Annotated in this window: 14 protein-coding genes; 6 read left to right on the plus strand and 8 right to left on the minus strand. The window is 72.7% G+C overall.

What is annotated here, in order from left to right; genetic code table 11:
* Nucleotides 1-55: 55 nt before the first annotated feature.
* Nucleotides 56-1,054, plus strand: coding sequence for a DMT family transporter (locus tag ACH4U7_RS44015; protein ID WP_398533387.1), 999 nt, complete (start codon nt 56-58; stop codon nt 1,052-1,054).
* 13 nt (nt 1,055-1,067) lie between these two features.
* Here ACH4U7_RS44015 and ACH4U7_RS44020 read toward each other — a convergent pair whose 3' ends face one another.
* Complete coding sequence (locus ACH4U7_RS44020; protein WP_398533388.1) at nt 1,068-2,399, minus strand: aminotransferase class I/II-fold pyridoxal phosphate-dependent enzyme; 1,332 nt, start codon at nt 2,397-2,399, stop codon at nt 1,068-1,070.
* A 36-nt stretch (nt 2,400-2,435) separates the two neighbouring features.
* On the opposite strand from ACH4U7_RS44020, the gene ACH4U7_RS44025 reads away from it, so the two are divergent.
* Nucleotides 2,436-3,113 (plus strand): pyridoxamine 5'-phosphate oxidase family protein, encoded by a 678-nt coding sequence (locus tag ACH4U7_RS44025; protein ID WP_398533389.1) that lies wholly within the window; start codon nt 2,436-2,438, stop codon nt 3,111-3,113.
* Between the two features lie 63 nt (nt 3,114-3,176).
* Here the strand turns inward: ACH4U7_RS44025 and ACH4U7_RS44030 are convergent, their stop codons facing one another.
* Entirely contained in the window at nt 3,177-4,217 is a 1,041-nt protein-coding gene (locus ACH4U7_RS44030; protein ID WP_398533390.1) for an EamA family transporter, read from the minus strand.
* Between the two features lie 31 nt (nt 4,218-4,248).
* Entirely contained in the window at nt 4,249-4,797 is a 549-nt protein-coding gene (locus tag ACH4U7_RS44035) for a Clp protease N-terminal domain-containing protein (protein ID WP_398533391.1), read from the minus strand.
* 310 nt (nt 4,798-5,107) lie between these two features.
* On the opposite strand from ACH4U7_RS44035, the gene ACH4U7_RS44040 reads away from it, so the two are divergent.
* Nucleotides 5,108-5,536 carry an SRPBCC family protein gene (locus tag ACH4U7_RS44040; RefSeq protein WP_398533392.1) on the plus strand — a complete coding sequence of 143 codons (429 nt, stop codon included), beginning with the start codon at nt 5,108-5,110 and terminating at the stop codon, nt 5,534-5,536.
* A gap of 300 nt (nt 5,537-5,836) precedes the next feature.
* On the opposite strand, the gene ACH4U7_RS44045 is transcribed toward ACH4U7_RS44040, so the two are convergent.
* Complete coding sequence (locus ACH4U7_RS44045) at nt 5,837-6,457, minus strand: PadR family transcriptional regulator (protein WP_398533393.1); 621 nt, start codon at nt 6,455-6,457, stop codon at nt 5,837-5,839.
* Nucleotides 6,458-6,606: 149 nt separating this feature from the next.
* Here ACH4U7_RS44045 and ACH4U7_RS44050 point away from each other — a divergent pair, with 149 nt between their 5' ends.
* Nucleotides 6,607-7,434 (plus strand): PhzF family phenazine biosynthesis protein, encoded by an 828-nt coding sequence (locus ACH4U7_RS44050; protein WP_398533394.1) that lies wholly within the window; start codon nt 6,607-6,609, stop codon nt 7,432-7,434.
* A gap of 85 nt (nt 7,435-7,519) precedes the next feature.
* Here the strand turns inward: ACH4U7_RS44050 and ACH4U7_RS44055 are convergent, their stop codons facing one another.
* Together ACH4U7_RS44055 and ACH4U7_RS44060 are read right to left on the minus strand one after the other, a co-directional pair.
* A complete protein-coding gene (locus tag ACH4U7_RS44055) occupies nt 7,520-8,614 on the minus strand; it encodes a winged helix DNA-binding domain-containing protein (protein WP_398533395.1) in 1,095 nt (364 codons plus the stop codon).
* Nucleotides 8,615-8,637: 23 nt separating this feature from the next.
* The gene (locus ACH4U7_RS44060; RefSeq protein ID WP_398533396.1) at nt 8,638-9,207 is read right to left on the minus strand and encodes a DinB family protein; all 570 of its coding nucleotides are present in this window, start codon (nt 9,205-9,207) and stop codon (nt 8,638-8,640) included.
* A 128-nt stretch (nt 9,208-9,335) separates the two neighbouring features.
* Between ACH4U7_RS44060 and ACH4U7_RS44065 the strand changes: the two genes are divergently transcribed.
* Nucleotides 9,336-10,385 carry a helix-turn-helix transcriptional regulator gene (locus ACH4U7_RS44065; protein ID WP_398533397.1) on the plus strand — a complete coding sequence of 350 codons (1,050 nt, stop codon included), beginning with the start codon at nt 9,336-9,338 and terminating at the stop codon, nt 10,383-10,385.
* Here ACH4U7_RS44065 and ACH4U7_RS44070 read toward each other — a convergent pair.
* Nucleotides 10,340-11,119 (minus strand): CPBP family intramembrane glutamic endopeptidase, encoded by a 780-nt coding sequence (locus tag ACH4U7_RS44070; protein WP_398533398.1) that lies wholly within the window; start codon nt 11,117-11,119, stop codon nt 10,340-10,342. The two genes, ACH4U7_RS44065 and ACH4U7_RS44070, sit on opposite strands and share 46 nt — an antisense overlap.
* 177 nt (nt 11,120-11,296) lie before the next feature.
* Between ACH4U7_RS44070 and ACH4U7_RS44075 the strand changes: the two genes are divergently transcribed.
* Complete coding sequence (locus ACH4U7_RS44075; protein WP_398533399.1) at nt 11,297-13,129, plus strand: substrate-binding and VWA domain-containing protein; 1,833 nt, start codon at nt 11,297-11,299, stop codon at nt 13,127-13,129.
* Nucleotides 13,130-13,407: 278 nt separating this feature from the next.
* On the opposite strand, the gene ACH4U7_RS44080 is transcribed toward ACH4U7_RS44075, so the two are convergent.
* The gene (locus ACH4U7_RS44080; RefSeq protein ID WP_398533400.1) at nt 13,408-14,913 is read right to left on the minus strand and encodes a glutamate--cysteine ligase; all 1,506 of its coding nucleotides are present in this window, start codon (nt 14,911-14,913) and stop codon (nt 13,408-13,410) included.
* Nucleotides 14,914-15,176: the final 263 nt, after the last annotated feature.

The raw sequence follows: 15,176 nt of genomic DNA on the forward strand, positions 1-15,176 counted from the left end.
ATCTCGCACAAAATCTCACTTGCCCTAAGAGGTCAGCAGGCGTCAGGGTGGCAGCATGACCACAGCGACCGCCTCGCCCACTGCCGCCGGCGGCAACACCACGACCACCCCGACCACCCCCACCCAGGCCGCACCGGCCACCCCGGCCTCCCCCACCCGCCGCCCGCTCCTGGACTGGCGGATCCGGTTCGGCGCGCTCGCCCTGATCTGGGGCTTCAGCTTTCTGTTCATCAAGGTCGGCACCGAGGCGTTCGCTCCGCTGTACGTCACGCTGGGACGCATGCTGTTCGGCACCGCCGTCCTGGTCGCGGTCCTGGTGGCGAAGCGGGAGCGGCTGCCGCGTGGTGTCCGGGTCTGGGGCCATCTGGCCGTGGCGGCCTTCTTCCTCAACGCCCTGCCGTTCTCGCTGTTCGCGTACGCCGAGCTGACCATCCCGTCCACCCTGGCCGGTATCTGCAACGCGACCTCGCCGCTGTGGGGCATGGTGCTCGCCGTGGCGGCGGCCTCCGACGACCGGCCGACCCGGCAGCGCGTCGCGGGCCTGGGCATCGGCTTCGCCGGCGTGTTGGTCGTGCTCGGCGTCTGGCAGGGCTTCTCCGGTCAGGACCCGGCGGGCACCGCGATGGCGCTGGCCGCCTCGCTCAGCTACGCGGTCGGCTGGCAGTACGTCCGGCGTACGCTCAGCGGCTCCGGCCACTCCCACCTGGCGATGTCCGGCGCCCAGCTGCTGATGGGCACGGCCCAACTGGCGGTCGTGGCCCCGCTGTTCGCCCCGGCCCCTGACTCCTTCCCGGTGCTGCCGCTGCTGTCGGTGATCGCGCTGGGCGCGCTCGGCACCGGCTTCGCCTTCCTGGTGCAGTACGGCCTGGTCGAGGAGGTCGGCCCGACCACCGCCATGATGGTGACGTACTTCGTCCCGGTCATCGCGACCGCGGCGGGCGTGGCGATCCTCGGCGAACACCTCACCTGGAACACTCCGGTCGGGGCGCTGATCGTGCTCGCGGGCGCGGCGCTGACCCAGACGCGGCCGCGCGCCAAGGCCCCTCGGGTCTGAGCCACTTACCGACTCAGCCATAGCGCCCCGCCGGGGCCGGTCCCGTCGCCGACGCGAGCGCGTCCGCGACGGGGCCGATGTCGTCCATGCCCAGCGATGACACGGTCAGCCGCACCCCGGACGGCGAGGCGATCCTGAACCGGGCCCCGGGCGCGACCGCCCAGCCGGACTGCAACAGCCGGGCGACGGCACCGGTCTCGTCGGGGACCGGCACCCATACGTTCATCCCGCTGCGGCCATGGGCGGCGATCCCGCGCTCGCTCAGCGCCCGCACCAGCGCGTCGCGCCGCCGACCGTACGAGGCGGCCACCGCCGCGATGTCCACCGCGCCGGTGTGCCAGAGCCGCACCAACGCGTCCTGCAGCAGATGACTGACCCAGCCGGGGCCCAGCCGCTGCCTTCCGCGCACCCGGTCCACGGTGACCGGGTCGCCGGTCAGCACGGCGACCCGCAGATCGGGCCCGTACGCCTTGGCGGCGGAGCGGACCAGCGCCCAGTGCTCCGTACCGCCCGCGAGCGGGTGGAGCGGCAGGTCCACGATGCCGTGCCCGTGGTCGTCCTCGATCAGCAGCGTTCGCGGGTGGCGGTCCAGGGCCGTACGCAGCGCGCGGGCGCGCTCGGCGCTCACCGCCCCGCCGGTCGGGTTCTGCGCCCGGCAGGTGACGATCAGCGCCCGCGCGCCCTTGTGCAGCGCCTCCTCGACTCGCTCCGGCAGCGGCCCGTCGTCGTCGACCGCGACAGGGATGGTGCGCAGCCCCAGCGCGGGGACGAGGTCGAGCACGCTGCCCCAGCCCGGATCCTCGACCGCGACCGCGTCGCCGGGTTTGAGATGGGCGGCGAGCACGCGCTCGATCGCGTCCAGCGAGCCGGAGGTGACGGCGACCGGGCCGCCCGGCACCCCGTCCGCGTCGAGGGCGGCGCGGGCCGCCCGGGCGAGCTCCGGGGACACCTCGGGCGTGCCGTACAGCGCCGGGTGTTCGGCGTTGCGCGCGGCGGCCGCGGCCAGCGCCTCGCCGAGCGGCGGCAGCAGGGCGGGGTCGGGGTTGCCGTCCCCGAGGTCGCGCACGCCCTCGGGGGCCTCGACACGGAGCAGATCACGGGAGGTGGTGGCGGGGCGCGGACGCACCCGGCTCCCCTTGCGGCCCGCGGTCTCGATCACTCCCCGGTCCCGCAGCGAGCGATAGGCGGCCGCGACGGTATTCGGATTGACGCCCAGCTGGGACGCCAACTCCCGCATGGGCGGCAGAAGTTGGCCGGGGGCCAGGTCGCCGGCGCCCACCGCGCGCTCGACACTCGCGGCGATCTCAGCTGCGCCGCGCCCTTCGATCCGATACTCTCCTAGCACAAAAGAGATTTTGTACTAGTTCAAAGGAGATTGCAAATGACCGCCGCGAGCACCACTCCGGACGCCTACCAGCCGACCGACCGGACGGTGCCCACCCGGTCCCGCGAGCGCGCCTCGTACGACCGGGAGCTGGTGCACTCGATACTCGACGAGGGCTACGTCTGCCATCTGGGCTTTGTGCGCGACGGCGCCCCGGTCGTCCTGCCGACGCTGTACGCGCGGGTGGGCGAGCGGCTGTACGTGCACGGCTCGACCGGCTCCCGCCCGCTGCGGATGGCGAGCGGCGCGGAGGACCCGGGCATGCCGGTGTGTCTGACCGTCACCCATGTCGACGGGCTGGTCCTGGCGCGCTCCGCCTTCCACCACTCCATCAACTACCGCTCGGTGGTGGTGCACGGCGCCGCCCGCCAGGTGACCGACGGCGCCGAGCGCGCCGCGGCCCTCGACGCCCTGGTCGACCACGTCGTGCCCGGCCGGGCCGCCGACTCCCGGCCGGCCAACGCCAAGGAGCTGGCCGCCACCGCCGTACTCCGCCTGGACCTCGCCGAGGTGTCCGCGAAGATCCGCACCGGCGGCCCGAACGACGAGCCCGAGGACCTGGCGCTCCCGCACTGGAGCGGGGTGCTGCCGGTGGCGCGGACGTACGGCACGCCGGTGCCCGCCGACGACCTGACCACCGACACGCCGGTGCCCGGCTACCTCACCCGCCTCTGACGAAGCCGGACACGCCCGACGACCCCGACGAGGCCCGACCCGCCCGCGCTGGACCCCAGCCGGTCAGCGGGCGGGCGGCGAGTCCGGCGCCCGGCCGGCGCCGTCGGCCACTGCGGCCGCATCCGCCTCTTTCCTCGCGGAGAGCGTCCCCGACCCGGCCACCGGCTCGGCCGCGGCCGCCTTCGGCGCCGAGGTCTGCGCGATGAACGCACCGAACAGCACCACCGCACCCCCGACGATCTGCGGCAGCGACAGATGCTCGTCCAGCAGCACCCAGGCCAGTACGGTCGCCACGACCGCCTCCAAGCAGGCGACCACCCCGGCCACCTGAGGCGACAGCCGGCGCACCGAGACGACCCCGGTGAGATAGGCGACCACCGTCGCGACCAGGACGATCCATCCGAGCAGCAGTACGGCGGGCACCCGCGCGCCCGCCAGGTCGGCCCGGCCGGCCAGCACCGCCCAGTCCAGATTCCAGGGGCGCGCCACGACGGTCAGCGCCACCGCGCCGACGATCAGCCCATACGCGATGACGCCCAGTGGGTCCGCGGCGTTCTCGCCGTCGCTGCCGTGGTCGGCCAGGACGAAGTAGCCGACCTGGCAACCGGCAGCGCCCAGGGCGAGCAGCAGCCCCGCGGCGTCGAAGCTCAGCCCCGACCACACCTCGACCACACAGGCCAGTCCGCCGACCGCGAGCACGACCCCCACCGCCGCGGCACCGCTCACCGGCCGCCGCTGGACGAACCGCACCCAGCCCAGGACCAGGGCGGGGGCCAGATATTCGACGAGGAGCGCGACGCCGACCGGGATGCGCGAGATCGCGGCGAAGTAGCACGCCTGCACCCCGGCGACGGCCAGCAGGCCGAACCCCACCAGCAGGGCGGGGCGCTTGGCGGGCAGATCGCGGTGGTTCCAGGCGACCGGGAGCATGACCAAGGCGGCGCCGGCCACTCGCAGCCAGGTGACATGGAGGGGTTCGAGACCCGCCTCGATCAGCGGTTTGGCGGCCACCCCCGATCCGCCGAACGCGAGTGCCGAGGTGAGCGCCAGCCCCAGCCCCGCGCTTCTCGTCCCTCCCGGACCCTGCCCCTGAGTGTTGTGCATCGGATCATCATGTCAGCTCACGACAGGACCGTCACGTCGTTGACTGCTGGCGCATTTCCCCGTCCAAGGCCGCGACCAGCAGTTCCGTATCGACGCCGGCCCGCCGCAGCACCTCCACGGCGCGGCACTCCGGGTCGCCGGCGAGGGCGGCGAGAAGGTCGGGCCCATCGGCCCGGAGCGCACCGCGGGCCCGGGCACGGGCGGCCGCGGCGCCCATGGCGGCCACGGCGGCGGGCGACCAGCCGGACATGCCGCCGCCCTGGGCGCCCTGGATTCCGCGCAGGTCCCGGGGGCGCACCCGGCGCCGCGCGCCGGAGTCCTCCACCGAACCGCTCCACTGGACGCCGTAGCCGATGGCGCGCTGTGCCAGATAGCCGAGCAGCCGCGCGACCTGGGGTGGGCCACCCGCGAAGGCGGCCCGCGCCCGGGGGTCCGACTCGAGCAGGGTGTGCAGCAGATGGGCCGTGTCGATCTGCCGGTCGCCGTCGCGGAAGGCCCGTCGGCGCGCCCCCGCGACCACGGCGTCCAACTCCTCGCCGGGTCGGCCCTCGTCACAGCCGCCGGAGGTACTTTTTCGCACGCTCTCACCCCATCAGTCCCCGGAGTCCGGAGCATCCCCGCCGGGGAGCATGTGGCTCTCCCACGATAGTTGGGCATTGACGGCCGAATCTCCTCCTCACGGAGGAGCCCGGGAACTGACGGTTCATCAGTATTGAATGTTCGAGGCGCCAGGGCTACGTTGCGCGACACCGCTGAGGCATCTGAGCCACAGCGCCCGGCTCACAGCGCCCGGCTCACAGCGCCCGACCCGAGCGAGCCAAGCCGGTCGAAGTGATCCGAGCGATCCGAGCGAGCCTAGTGTCGCGGAATTCCGCGGAAGGGGTGGCCCCATGGCCGAGGTCAGCGTCCAGGCGCGTATCGAGGCACCGGCCGAGAAGGTGTGGGCCCGGCTGACGGACTTCGCCTCATGGGTCCAGTGGAACGTGACGCACACCGGCTTCCCGGAGGGCGGCCCCGCCGCGCTCGAGGTGGGCGCCACGTATCAGGAGAACATGAAGCTGATGGGCTTTCCGGCGGAGGTGATCTGGACCATCGAGGCCAGCGAGCCCGTCCAGGTGTTCGCCACCCGGGGCAAGGGCCCCATGGGCGTGAACCTCGCCATGCGCTATGCGCTGACGCCGGAGGGCGAGGCCACGACGGTCCGCGTCGACGGCGAGTTCACCGGCCCCGCGGTCTCGCTGATGGCCGGGAAGCTCAAGGACTCGGCGAGCGCCGCCCTCAACGAGTCGCTGCGCAAGCTCGGCGGACTGGTCGCCTGAGGCTCCCCCGCGCGTCCCTAGGGCCTGTCGTCAAAGGGGGCGCCCTGCTCCCGACGCCGCAGTGACATCAGCCTCCCCCAGCTACCGCCGTGTGGCGCCCCCTGCCGCGGCGGGCGCCACCTCGCCGCGTTGTCGCACCGCCCGCCGCGCCGCGCCAGCGGCAAATCGACCGCAGCCCAGTACGAGGACCGATGCTCCGCCTTGCGATCCTCCCCCAACTACCGCTGGGAGGTGCCCCCTGCACCAGACGCCGCTCGCGGCCGGACGCCCCCTTTGACGACAGGCCCTGGCCCCGCCCGCTCAGCCCTCGCCTCCCTTCTCGCCCTGCTCATCCTGCTCGGCGAGGATCAGATACAGCCGCTTGCGGGAGTCGTTGATGACCGCGACGGCCTTCTGCCGCTGCTCGGCGGTGCCGGTCTTCCAGACCTGCGCGAACGCCTCCATCAGGCCGAAGCCCGCCTGCCGGATCTCCTGCATCGACTCCCAGTCGATACCGCGCCCGACCTCCTCCCACGGCGCCCGCGATCCCGCCTCGGCCTCGCCGCGGCCCTCGTCGGTGAGGGCGAACAGCTTCTTCCCGCCCTCGCTCTCACTGCTGATCAGCCCCTCGTCCTCGAGCAGCTGCAGCGTCGGATACACGGAGCCGGGGCTCGGCCGCCAGGCGCCGGCGCTGCGCTCGGCGATCTCCTGGATCATCTCGTAGCCGTGCATGGGGCGCTCCCTCAGCAGCGCCAGGATCGAGGCGCGCACATCGCCGCGCCGCGCGCGGCCACGCGGTCCGCCCCGGCCGCGGCCACCGAACGGGGGGCCGCCGAAGGGCGGGCCGAACGGGCCGAAGGCCGCGCGCCGCCCCTCGGAGTCGCCACGGCCGCGATGGCCCGGTCCGAAGTGTTCATGTCCATGGTGTCCATGGGGACGCATATGACGTTCCTTCCATCGTTGATCTGTCGCGATACCTCAACGATATATCGGAAACCGATCGCATAGCAATAGCCTTCCGGCCCCCGGCGGGTCCACGCGTCCGGAATTGGCCATCGCCGAGCTCCCGGGCGGGGCCCTACGGTCGGCGCATGCGCATCCGAATCGTCGACGCCTTCACCGACCGCCCCTTCGCCGGCAACCCGGCCGGGGTCCTCCTCCTGGACACCGACGCGTTCCCCGACGACGACCGGCTCCAGCGGATCGCCGCCGAGGTCAACCTCTCCGAGACCGCCTTCGCCCACCCGCTGCCGCAGGGCGCGGAGGCCGACTGGGCGCTGCGCTGGTTCACCCCGGCGACCGAGGTGAAGATGTGCGGCCACGCCACGCTCGCCACCGCCCACGTCCTGCACACCACGGGCGCCGCGACCGGCACGGTCCGCTTCGCCACCCTCAGCGGGGTGCTGTCGACCACGGCCGACGACAGCGGCACGATCACCCTGGACTTCCCCACGTCCCAGCTGGCGCCGCTCGACGTGACCCAGGGCGCGGCCGGCGCCGCCGCCGACGCGCTCGGCGTCCAGCTCCTGTCCGTCCACCACACCACCCCGTACATCGACCACCTCTTCGTGGAGGTGGCCGACGAGACGACCGTGCGCACGCTGTCCCCGGACCTCGCCGCGCTCGCGCAGACCGACCACCGCGGCTGCATCGTGACCGCGGCCGCTGAAGACCCGGCCCGCGGCTACGACTTCGTCTCGCGCGTCTTCGCCCCCGCCGTCGGCATCGACGAGGACCCGGTGACCGGCAGTGCGCACACCGCCCTCGCGCCCTTCTGGTCCGCCCGGCTCGGCCGTACGGAGCTGACCGGGTTTCAGGCGTCCGCCCGCGGCGGGCTGGTCCGTACGGCGCTGCGCGGCGACCGCACCCTGCTGACCGGCACCGCGGTCACCGTCATCGACGGGGAACTGCTCGCCTAGGGCCCACTTGGGCCGTCACGTGGAACCGGCTACGTAGAACCGGCTACGTGGAACCGGCTACGTGGAACCGGCTACGTGGAACCGGCTACGTGGAATCGACCCGTACGCGGTGGCTTTCGCCTTCGGAGAGGAACGCCGCCAACTCCCGCCCCTGCTCGGCGACGGCGTCGCGGTCGGCTCGGGACAGGCCGCGCAGCGGGGTGACGACGACGGTGTCGGCGTCGACGCCCCAGGTCGCGGTCACCCGGCCGTCCACCAGCACCACTCGCTCGCCGGCGACCGAGAGGCCGCGGTGGGCGTCGTCGATGATCCGGCCGCGGTCGTGGTAGCCGAGGATCGCGTTGTCGAACGCCGGCAGAAACCGCACCGGGGCGGGGGTGTCGGGGTCGGGACGGGGAGCATCCGGGAGGTCGAGCAGTTCACGGCCGCGCTCATCGCGGAAGGTGACCAGTTCCTCGCGCAGGGCGGCCACCGCGGCCGGCAGTCCGGCGAGGCCGCACCAGGCGCGCAGGTCGGCCGAGGCCGCGGGGCCGTGCGCGGCCAGATAGCGCCGTACCAGCGCCTGGCCGACCGGGTCGGAGCCGTCCGCGGCCGGCGGGTCGATCTCGCGGCCCAGCCAGGAGGAGAGCAGGGCGTTGCGCACTCCCCCCTTGGCGCGCCACAGCCCGCGGGGCGGCAGCTGCACCACCGGGACGAGGGCGGCGACCAGCATTTCGCCCAGGGCCCGCCGCCCCGGCGTCGGCCAGCGCTCGGCGAGCGCCCGTACGAGCTCGGCCGCCGTGCGGGGCTCGCCGTCCGCCATCACCGCCCGGCCCGCCGCCGCGAGTTCGTCGAGATCTGTCCCTTCGAACTCGCGGCGGTACGTCCCGAGCACCCGCTGGCGCAGCATGGCGTCGTAGCGGGATCGCCAGGCCAGGACGTCGTCGGCGGTGAGGAGGTGGACGGTGCGGCGCATGAGGTGGGTCCGCACCAGGCTGCGCCCGGTCAGCAGGTCCGAGAGGACCGCCGGGTCGAACGCGCGCAGCCGCGACCACAGTCCGACGAACGGCTCCTGCGGCTCCTGCGCCTGGAGCCCGCACAGATGCCCGACGGCGTCGGGGACCGGTATGTCGGCGCGTTCGAGCAGCAGTTGCCGGGCGAGGGTGGCGCGGCCCAGCGCCCGGGTGTCGAGAACGGTCATCGGGTCATGCCCCCGCGCGGTCGTCAGCTCGACTTCTGCCCGTCGAGCGTTTCGCGCAAAATGTCCGCGTGTCCGGCGTGCTGTGCGGTCTCGGCGATGACATGCGTCAGCACCCGCCGCACGCTGTGCCGTGCTCCCGGCTCGTTCCAGGGCGCCTCGGGCAGCGGGTGCGCCGCCGACAGGTCGGGGACGGTGGCGATGATCTCCTCGCTACGGGCGGCGACCTTCTCGTAGCGCTCCAGGATCCCGGCCAGGGTCTCGCCGGGCAGCATCTGGAAGTTGGCCTGGTGGTCGATCGCCCACTGCGGGAACTCGCGTGCGGTACCGGCCGCGAGATCGTCCCAGGTGACGCCGTCAGGCAGATCGTAACGGAGCGCCGAGGGGCCCTCGAGCACGAAGCGCAGCCACCCTTCCTCGATGAACGCGACGTGTTTGATCAGCCCGCCCAGGCGCAGCTCGCTGACCGTCGGGCGCTCGGCGGCCTGCTCATCGCTGAGCCCGTTCACCGCCTTGGTCAGGGCGGCGCGCGCGGCGGCGAGTTCGGCGAGCAGATCGGCCCGCTCGGCGTCGAGGGGTGTGGGGGGCGTGGTCATGGCGGTCACAGTGATCGGGTCCCTCTGTCTGAATCGTTGCGGTCTGAGCGTTGCCGCTGTCCGGCGATCACCACATTCGCAGGGGAAGCGGTCAGGTTGTGACCTCTTCTCGGGGCGATACTGGCGTCATGCCCAAGACCTCAGCGCGGCTGCTCTCCCTGCTCTCCCTGCTCCAGTCGCGCCGGGACTGGCCGGGGCAGCTGCTGGCCGAGCGGCTGGAGGTCAGCCCGCGCACGGTGCGCCGCGATGTCGACCGGCTGCGTGAACTCGGCTATCCCATCGTGGCCGTCAAGGGCCCAGACGGGGGCTACCGGTTGGGTGCCGGTACGGAACTGCCGCCGCTGCTGTTCGACGACGAGCAGGCCGTCGCGCTCGCCGTGGCGCTCCAGACCGCCACCGTCACCGGTGCCGGTATCGAGGAGGCGGCGGCGCGTGCGCTGAGCACCGTACGGCAGGTGCTGCCCACACGGCTGCGCCATCGCGTCGACGCCCTCCAGGTCACCGCCGTCGAACGGCCGGGGACCCGGCCGAATCCGCAGGTCGATCCGCAGGTCCTCATGGCGCTCAGCGCGGCCGTCCGCGCCCGCGAAGTGCTGCGCTTCGACTACGCCGCCCCCGTATCCCCACCGACGGCCGCCGACGCCGACCGCGCCATCGCTCCGCCGCGCCGGGTGGCGCCGCACCACCTCATCACCTGGGGCGGGCGCTGGTATCTCGTCGCCTGGGACCTCGACCGCGACGACTGGCGCACCTTCCGCGTCGACCGGATCGCCCCGCGCTCCCCCACCGGTCCCCGCTTCGCCCCGCGCGAGCTGCCCGGAGGGGAGGTGGCCGCCTTCGTCGCCGGCAGATTCCAGGGCTCCGACGGCTCCGGCGGCTGGCCCTGCCGCGGCGAGGTGATCCTCGATCTGCCCGCCGACGTCGTATCCGCCTACGCCCACGACGGACTCGTCGAAGCACTCGGCCCGGACCGCTGCCGGCTCGTCCTGGGCGCGTGGTCATGGCCGGGGCTGGCCGCCGCCATCGGCAGGTTCGACGCCGATATCCAGGTCATCGGGCCGGCCGAACTCAAGGACGCCTTCGCGCACCTGGCCCGCCGCTACGCCGACGCCGCGGCGGGAGACCCCACCGGTCAGGCCGTGGGCAGCCAGTCGACCCGGCCCGCCAGCAGGGCGTAGCCGACGAAGGCCACGATGTCGATCAAGGCGTGCGCGGCGACCAGCGGCCCGACCCGCCCCCAGCGGCGGTAGAGCAGTACGAACACCACGCCCATCGCCATATTGCCGAAGAAGCCGCCGATGCCCTGATAGAGGTGGTACGAGCCGCGCAGCACCGAGCTCGCCAGCAGCGCGGCCATCGGCGTCCAGCCCAACTGTCCGAGCCTGCGCAGCAGATAGCCGACGACGATCACCTCCTCCAGCACGGAGTTCTGCACGGCGGAGGCGATCAGCACGGGGATCTTCCACCACACGTCGGGCAGCGCCTCGGGCACCACCGTCAGATTGGCCCCGGCCGCCCGTGCGCCGAGGTAGAGCAGCAGCCCCGTACCGCCTATCCCGGCCGCCACCGCAGCACCCCAGCCCAGGTCGAAGGCCGGCCGCCGGCGGTCGAAGCCGATGGCGCGCAGCCCGGCGCCCTCCCGCAGCAGCAGATGGGCCACGAGCGCGACCGGCACCAGCGCGGTGGAGATGCCGAAGAGCTGCCAGGCCAGATCCAGCCAGGGCCTGCCGGGTGCCTCGGAGGCGTTGAGCGTGGCCGCCTTGTCCTTCAGCCCGCCGGGCGCGGTCACCGAGCCGATAAAGCTGATCAGCGCCGATACGCCGCTCGCGCCCAGCGACAGCGCCAGGACCAGCAGCGTCTCCTGGCGCAGGACGCGTTCCGAGAGCCTGCCCTCCGGAGGGGAAAGCTCCATGTCCCGCGCGTGTGACTGCACGCTTGCCTCCAGTTCCGCTTTTCCACCTCATCGGTGGTCGTGTGCCGCTAGGGTCTCGAAAAGAGTTCCGAAGAGACGCGACGGTCAGGGGAGGGCGCCATCCCGCTGGCGCCGTCCTTGCTCCTGACAGCTTCATCTTCACAGGAGACGCAGCACATGGGACGCCACAGCCTGCCAGAGGACTCAGTCGACCCTGTCCACTCACCACGGCAGGACCCTACGGGGTCCCGGTCCGCCGCACGCCGCCGGGCCGTCGCGATCTCCACCGCGGTCGTGCTCACCCTGGCCACCGGCGCGGCACTGGTTCTGCGCAGCGAGTTACTGGGCCCGATGGAGTCCTGCTCGAACGACGCCGTGCGCCTCGGGGTGGCCGCCTCCCCGGACATCGCCCCGGCGCTGCGCGAGGTCGCCGAGCGCGCCCGGGCCACCCATGTCCGCTCCGATGGCCGCTGCCTCGATGTGAAGGTCACCAGCCGGGTGCCGTACGAGGTGGCCGACGCGCTCGGCGACGACAGCCGCGACCCGGGTTTCCAGGTGTGGCTGCCGGACTCCAGTGTGTGGGTAGACCGCGCGGCGTCCTCCCCCGCCAAGTCGGTCCCCCTGGACACGCTCGGCGGCGTGGCGTCCTCGCCGGTGGCCGTGGCGGCGACCCCGTCGGCCGCCAAGCGGCTCGGCTGGCCGCAGAAGAAGTACAGCTGGGCCCGGCTGACCGCGGCCGCGACCGGGGACGAGGATCTGCGGCTCGGGGCCGCGGACCCGGCGCGCAGCGCCACCGGGCTGCTCGCCCTGGCCCGTGTCAACGCCTCGATAGCCAAGGAGAGCGGCGGACCGGGAAAGGGCGGCGGGGCTGATACGCAGGCCGCGGCCGCCGCGAAACTCCTGTCCCAGCGCGTCTCCGACGGCGACGACCAGGTGCTGACCACGCTGCCGCGCGACGACTCGGGCGCGGAGGCGGGGAATCCGCGGCGCAATCAGGCGCTGTTCCTGTCCGAGCAGGCCGCCTACCGCCATAACGCGGCGGCCGGGGGCGCCCCTCGGCTCCAGCTGTTCTACCCCGAGGACGGCACCGCCGAGCTCGACTATCCGTACACGGTGCTCAATGACGACGCGCTCACCACGGTGCGGGCCCGCGCCGCCACCCGGTTCATGACCTTTCTCTCCGACACCCAGAACCGCCGGATCCTCGCGCGGCACGGCTTCCGGCCGGCCAGCGGCAAGGCGGTCGAGGAGGTGACCCGTACGGCGGGCGGCAAGGCCCCCCAGCCGTACGCGGTGGTCCCGGCCTCCGGCCCGTCGGGTGCGGAGCTGGAGACCGCGCTTGGCATGTGGACGATCACCGTGCAGAGCGCCCGGCTGAACACCGTCGTCGACGCGTCGGCCTCCATGGCGGCCCCGGTGCCCGGCCGGAACGGCGAGTCCCGGATGGCCGTCACCAAGGCGTCCCTGTTGCGGGCGCTGGCGCAGTTCACACCGGACGACGAGATCGGGCTGTGGGAGTTCTCCCAGCGGCTCGACGGCGCCCGGGACTTCCGGGAGCTGGTGCCCACCCGGCGGCTGGGCCTGCGCGACCCGGACGGCTCCACCCAGCGCGACCGGCTGACGGCCGCCTTCGGCGCCCTGGAGCCGGTGCCGGGCGGGGCGACCGGGCTGTACGACACGGCGCTCGCGGCGTACCGGAAGGCACGCGACGGCTACGCGCAGGGCAAGTTCAACGCCGTCGTACTGCTCACCGACGGGTCCAACCAGGACGAGGGCAGCATCTCGCGCAAGGCGCTGGTCGAGCAGCTGGGACGGCTCACCGACCCGAACCGCCCGGTGCCGCTGATCGCCATCGCGGTCGGGCCGGACGCCGACCTGTCCGCATGCGAGGACATCGCGGAGGCGACCGGCGGCTCGGCGCAGCGGGTGGTGGACCCGGCGCAGATCGACAGCGTGATCCTCAAGGCGATCGTGTCGGCGAGCCGGGCGGGCACGGAGAACTCGGGCTGAGCGCACCCCTTTTGTTTTGCGGCTCGGTTCTCCCCCAGCTACCGCTGGGAGGTGCCCCCAGGGGCGCTACAGCCCCTGTCGACGGTCGACCACGCGGCGGTAGCCGACTGCCATCGATATGCGGCTCCGCCGCGTGGCGATCGCAGCCTCGGCCCCCCGCGCGGCGGAGCCCGATATCGATTGCAGCCTCGCGGCCTCCGCGCGCTCTCTCTTTCACAGTGACATCAGCGCCTCCGGCGCGGGCGGCCGCGCCCCTTCGGCTCACTCGCCGGGGCCGGTCAACCCGGGAGCGCGGGCGGCCAGGTGTGGACCGGTTCGCCGGTGCGCATCAGCTCGCCGTAGCGGCGGGTCATCGCCGCCAGCGCGGCGTCCCGCCCGAGGCCGCTCTCCCGCGCCCGGTGGTACGCGGCGGCCTGCCAGGACGCGCCGTTGACCCGGCGTCGGCAGCGCTCCTCGATGATCCCCAGGTAGCGCTCGCGGTCGGCGGGCTCGACGCCCCAGGCGTCGAGCCCTGCGGCGGCCAGCGGCAGCAGTTCCTCCTGGACGAGCCGGACAGCGGGGATCCGCACCATCGAGGAGGACCGGCCGCCCGGTTTGGGCCACCGCAGGACCGCGTCGATGCCATGACGGCAGGCCGTGTCGAAGTTGGCCGCCGCGGCCTCGAAGGGCAGCCGCTTCCACACCGGGCGCGGCTCCTCGGCAAGCGCCCGCACCAGGCCGTAGTAGAAGGCGGCGTTGGCGATGACGTCGCTGACGGTGGGCCCGGCGGGCAGTACACGGTTCTCCACCCGCAGATGCGGTACGCCGTCGGCGACCGCGTACACGGGGCGGTTCCAGCGGTAGATGGTGCCGTTGTGCAGCACCAGCTCGCTCAGCCGCGGCACCCCGCCGTCGTCCAGCACCCGCAGCGGATCCTCGTCATCCGCGGTCGACAGCAGGGGCGGGAAGAAGCGCAGATTCTCCTCGAAGAGCTCGTGCGCGTCGCTGATCCAGCGCTCGCCGAACCAGGTCCGCGGCCGCACGCCCTGGGCCGCGAACTCCGGCGGGCGGACGTCGGTGGCCTGGAGGAACAGCGGCGGGCGGGACTCGCGCCACACCTCCCGGCCGAACAGGAAGGGGGAGTTGGCGCCCACCGCGATCTGCGCGGCGGCCACCGCCTGGGCCGCGTTCCACACGGCCGCGAACCGGCCCGGGGTCACCTGAAGGTGCAGCTGGACCGAGGTGCAGGCGGCCTCGGGGGCGATCGAGCCGGAGGCGCAGCGGAACCGCTCCTCGCCCTCGACATCGATCAGGAAATCCTCGCCGCGGGCGGCCAGCATCTGCTCGTTGAGAAGTTTGTAGCGATCGTCGTAGGAGAGGTTGGCAGAGCCCAGGTCGCGGGCGACAAGGGTCGGCAGAATTCCGATCATAACGATCCCGGAGTCGACTTCCCCCGCCTTGCGATCGGCATATGACAAACCAGTCCGGAGCTCTTCCGCCAACTGGTCGAGAACCCTGCCGTGCAAACGGTGCGGCACGATGTTTACTTCAAGATTGCACTGTCCGAGTTCGGTCTGGAAATCGTGACTCGCGATTCTCTCCAGAACCTCGGCGTTCATCATCCTCGGCATCCCGTCGGACCCCGCGAGATTCAGCTCGATCTCCAGCCCCATGAGATTCTTGGGGCGGTCGAAACGCTTCTCGGCCAGGAGCCGGGCCAGCGCCTCCAGGCCCTGCCGGAGCCTGGCGCGCTGCCGCTGCCGCCCGGACGGATCGAACTCTCCGGCTACGACCTTCTCCCCCATCGAAGCGTCCCTTCCTCGAGTGGATCGACGGCTCTTGGCCGCGCACATCACGCACGATGATGCCCAGCCAATGTGATCGATAACGCCACACATGGACTGCCCAACCGATAGGCTCTGCACAACGCCGGATTGCCGTGATGAAAAACACCCGCCAGATCAAGCCTACCCAGGCTGGGTTAAAATGCCAGGTCATATCCGTGCATATGGCAGAGAATCGGCGAAAATCCCCTCGTCCCGGCGGGCCGGATTAGTGCTTGCCCGCA

The organism is Streptomyces sp. NPDC020845, from assembly GCF_044334165.1.
In the GTDB taxonomy this organism is placed as follows: Bacteria; Actinomycetota; Actinomycetes; order Streptomycetales; family Streptomycetaceae; genus Streptomyces.

Coding starts and splice junctions, on each gene's coding strand:
- ACH4U7_RS44015 (WP_398533387.1), top strand. CDS start 56: ATGACCACAGCGACCGCCTCGCCCACTGCCGCCGGCGGCAACACCACG.
- ACH4U7_RS44025 (WP_398533389.1), top strand. CDS start 2,436: ATGACCGCCGCGAGCACCACTCCGGACGCCTACCAGCCGACCGACCGG.
- ACH4U7_RS44030 (WP_398533390.1), bottom strand. CDS start 4,217: ATGCACAACACTCAGGGGCAGGGTCCGGGAGGGACGAGAAGCGCGGGG.
- ACH4U7_RS44040 (WP_398533392.1), top strand. CDS start 5,108: ATGGCCGAGGTCAGCGTCCAGGCGCGTATCGAGGCACCGGCCGAGAAG.
- ACH4U7_RS44045 (WP_398533393.1), bottom strand. CDS start 6,457: ATGCGTCCCCATGGACACCATGGACATGAACACTTCGGACCGGGCCAT.
- ACH4U7_RS44050 (WP_398533394.1), top strand. CDS start 6,607: ATGCGCATCCGAATCGTCGACGCCTTCACCGACCGCCCCTTCGCCGGC.
- ACH4U7_RS44055 (WP_398533395.1), bottom strand. CDS start 8,614: ATGACCGTTCTCGACACCCGGGCGCTGGGCCGCGCCACCCTCGCCCGG.
- ACH4U7_RS44060 (WP_398533396.1), bottom strand. CDS start 9,207: ATGACCACGCCCCCCACACCCCTCGACGCCGAGCGGGCCGATCTGCTC.
- ACH4U7_RS44065 (WP_398533397.1), top strand. CDS start 9,336: ATGCCCAAGACCTCAGCGCGGCTGCTCTCCCTGCTCTCCCTGCTCCAG.
- ACH4U7_RS44070 (WP_398533398.1), bottom strand. CDS start 11,119: ATGGAGCTTTCCCCTCCGGAGGGCAGGCTCTCGGAACGCGTCCTGCGC.
- ACH4U7_RS44075 (WP_398533399.1), top strand. CDS start 11,297: ATGGGACGCCACAGCCTGCCAGAGGACTCAGTCGACCCTGTCCACTCA.
- ACH4U7_RS44080 (WP_398533400.1), bottom strand. CDS start 14,913: ATGGGGGAGAAGGTCGTAGCCGGAGAGTTCGATCCGTCCGGGCGGCAG.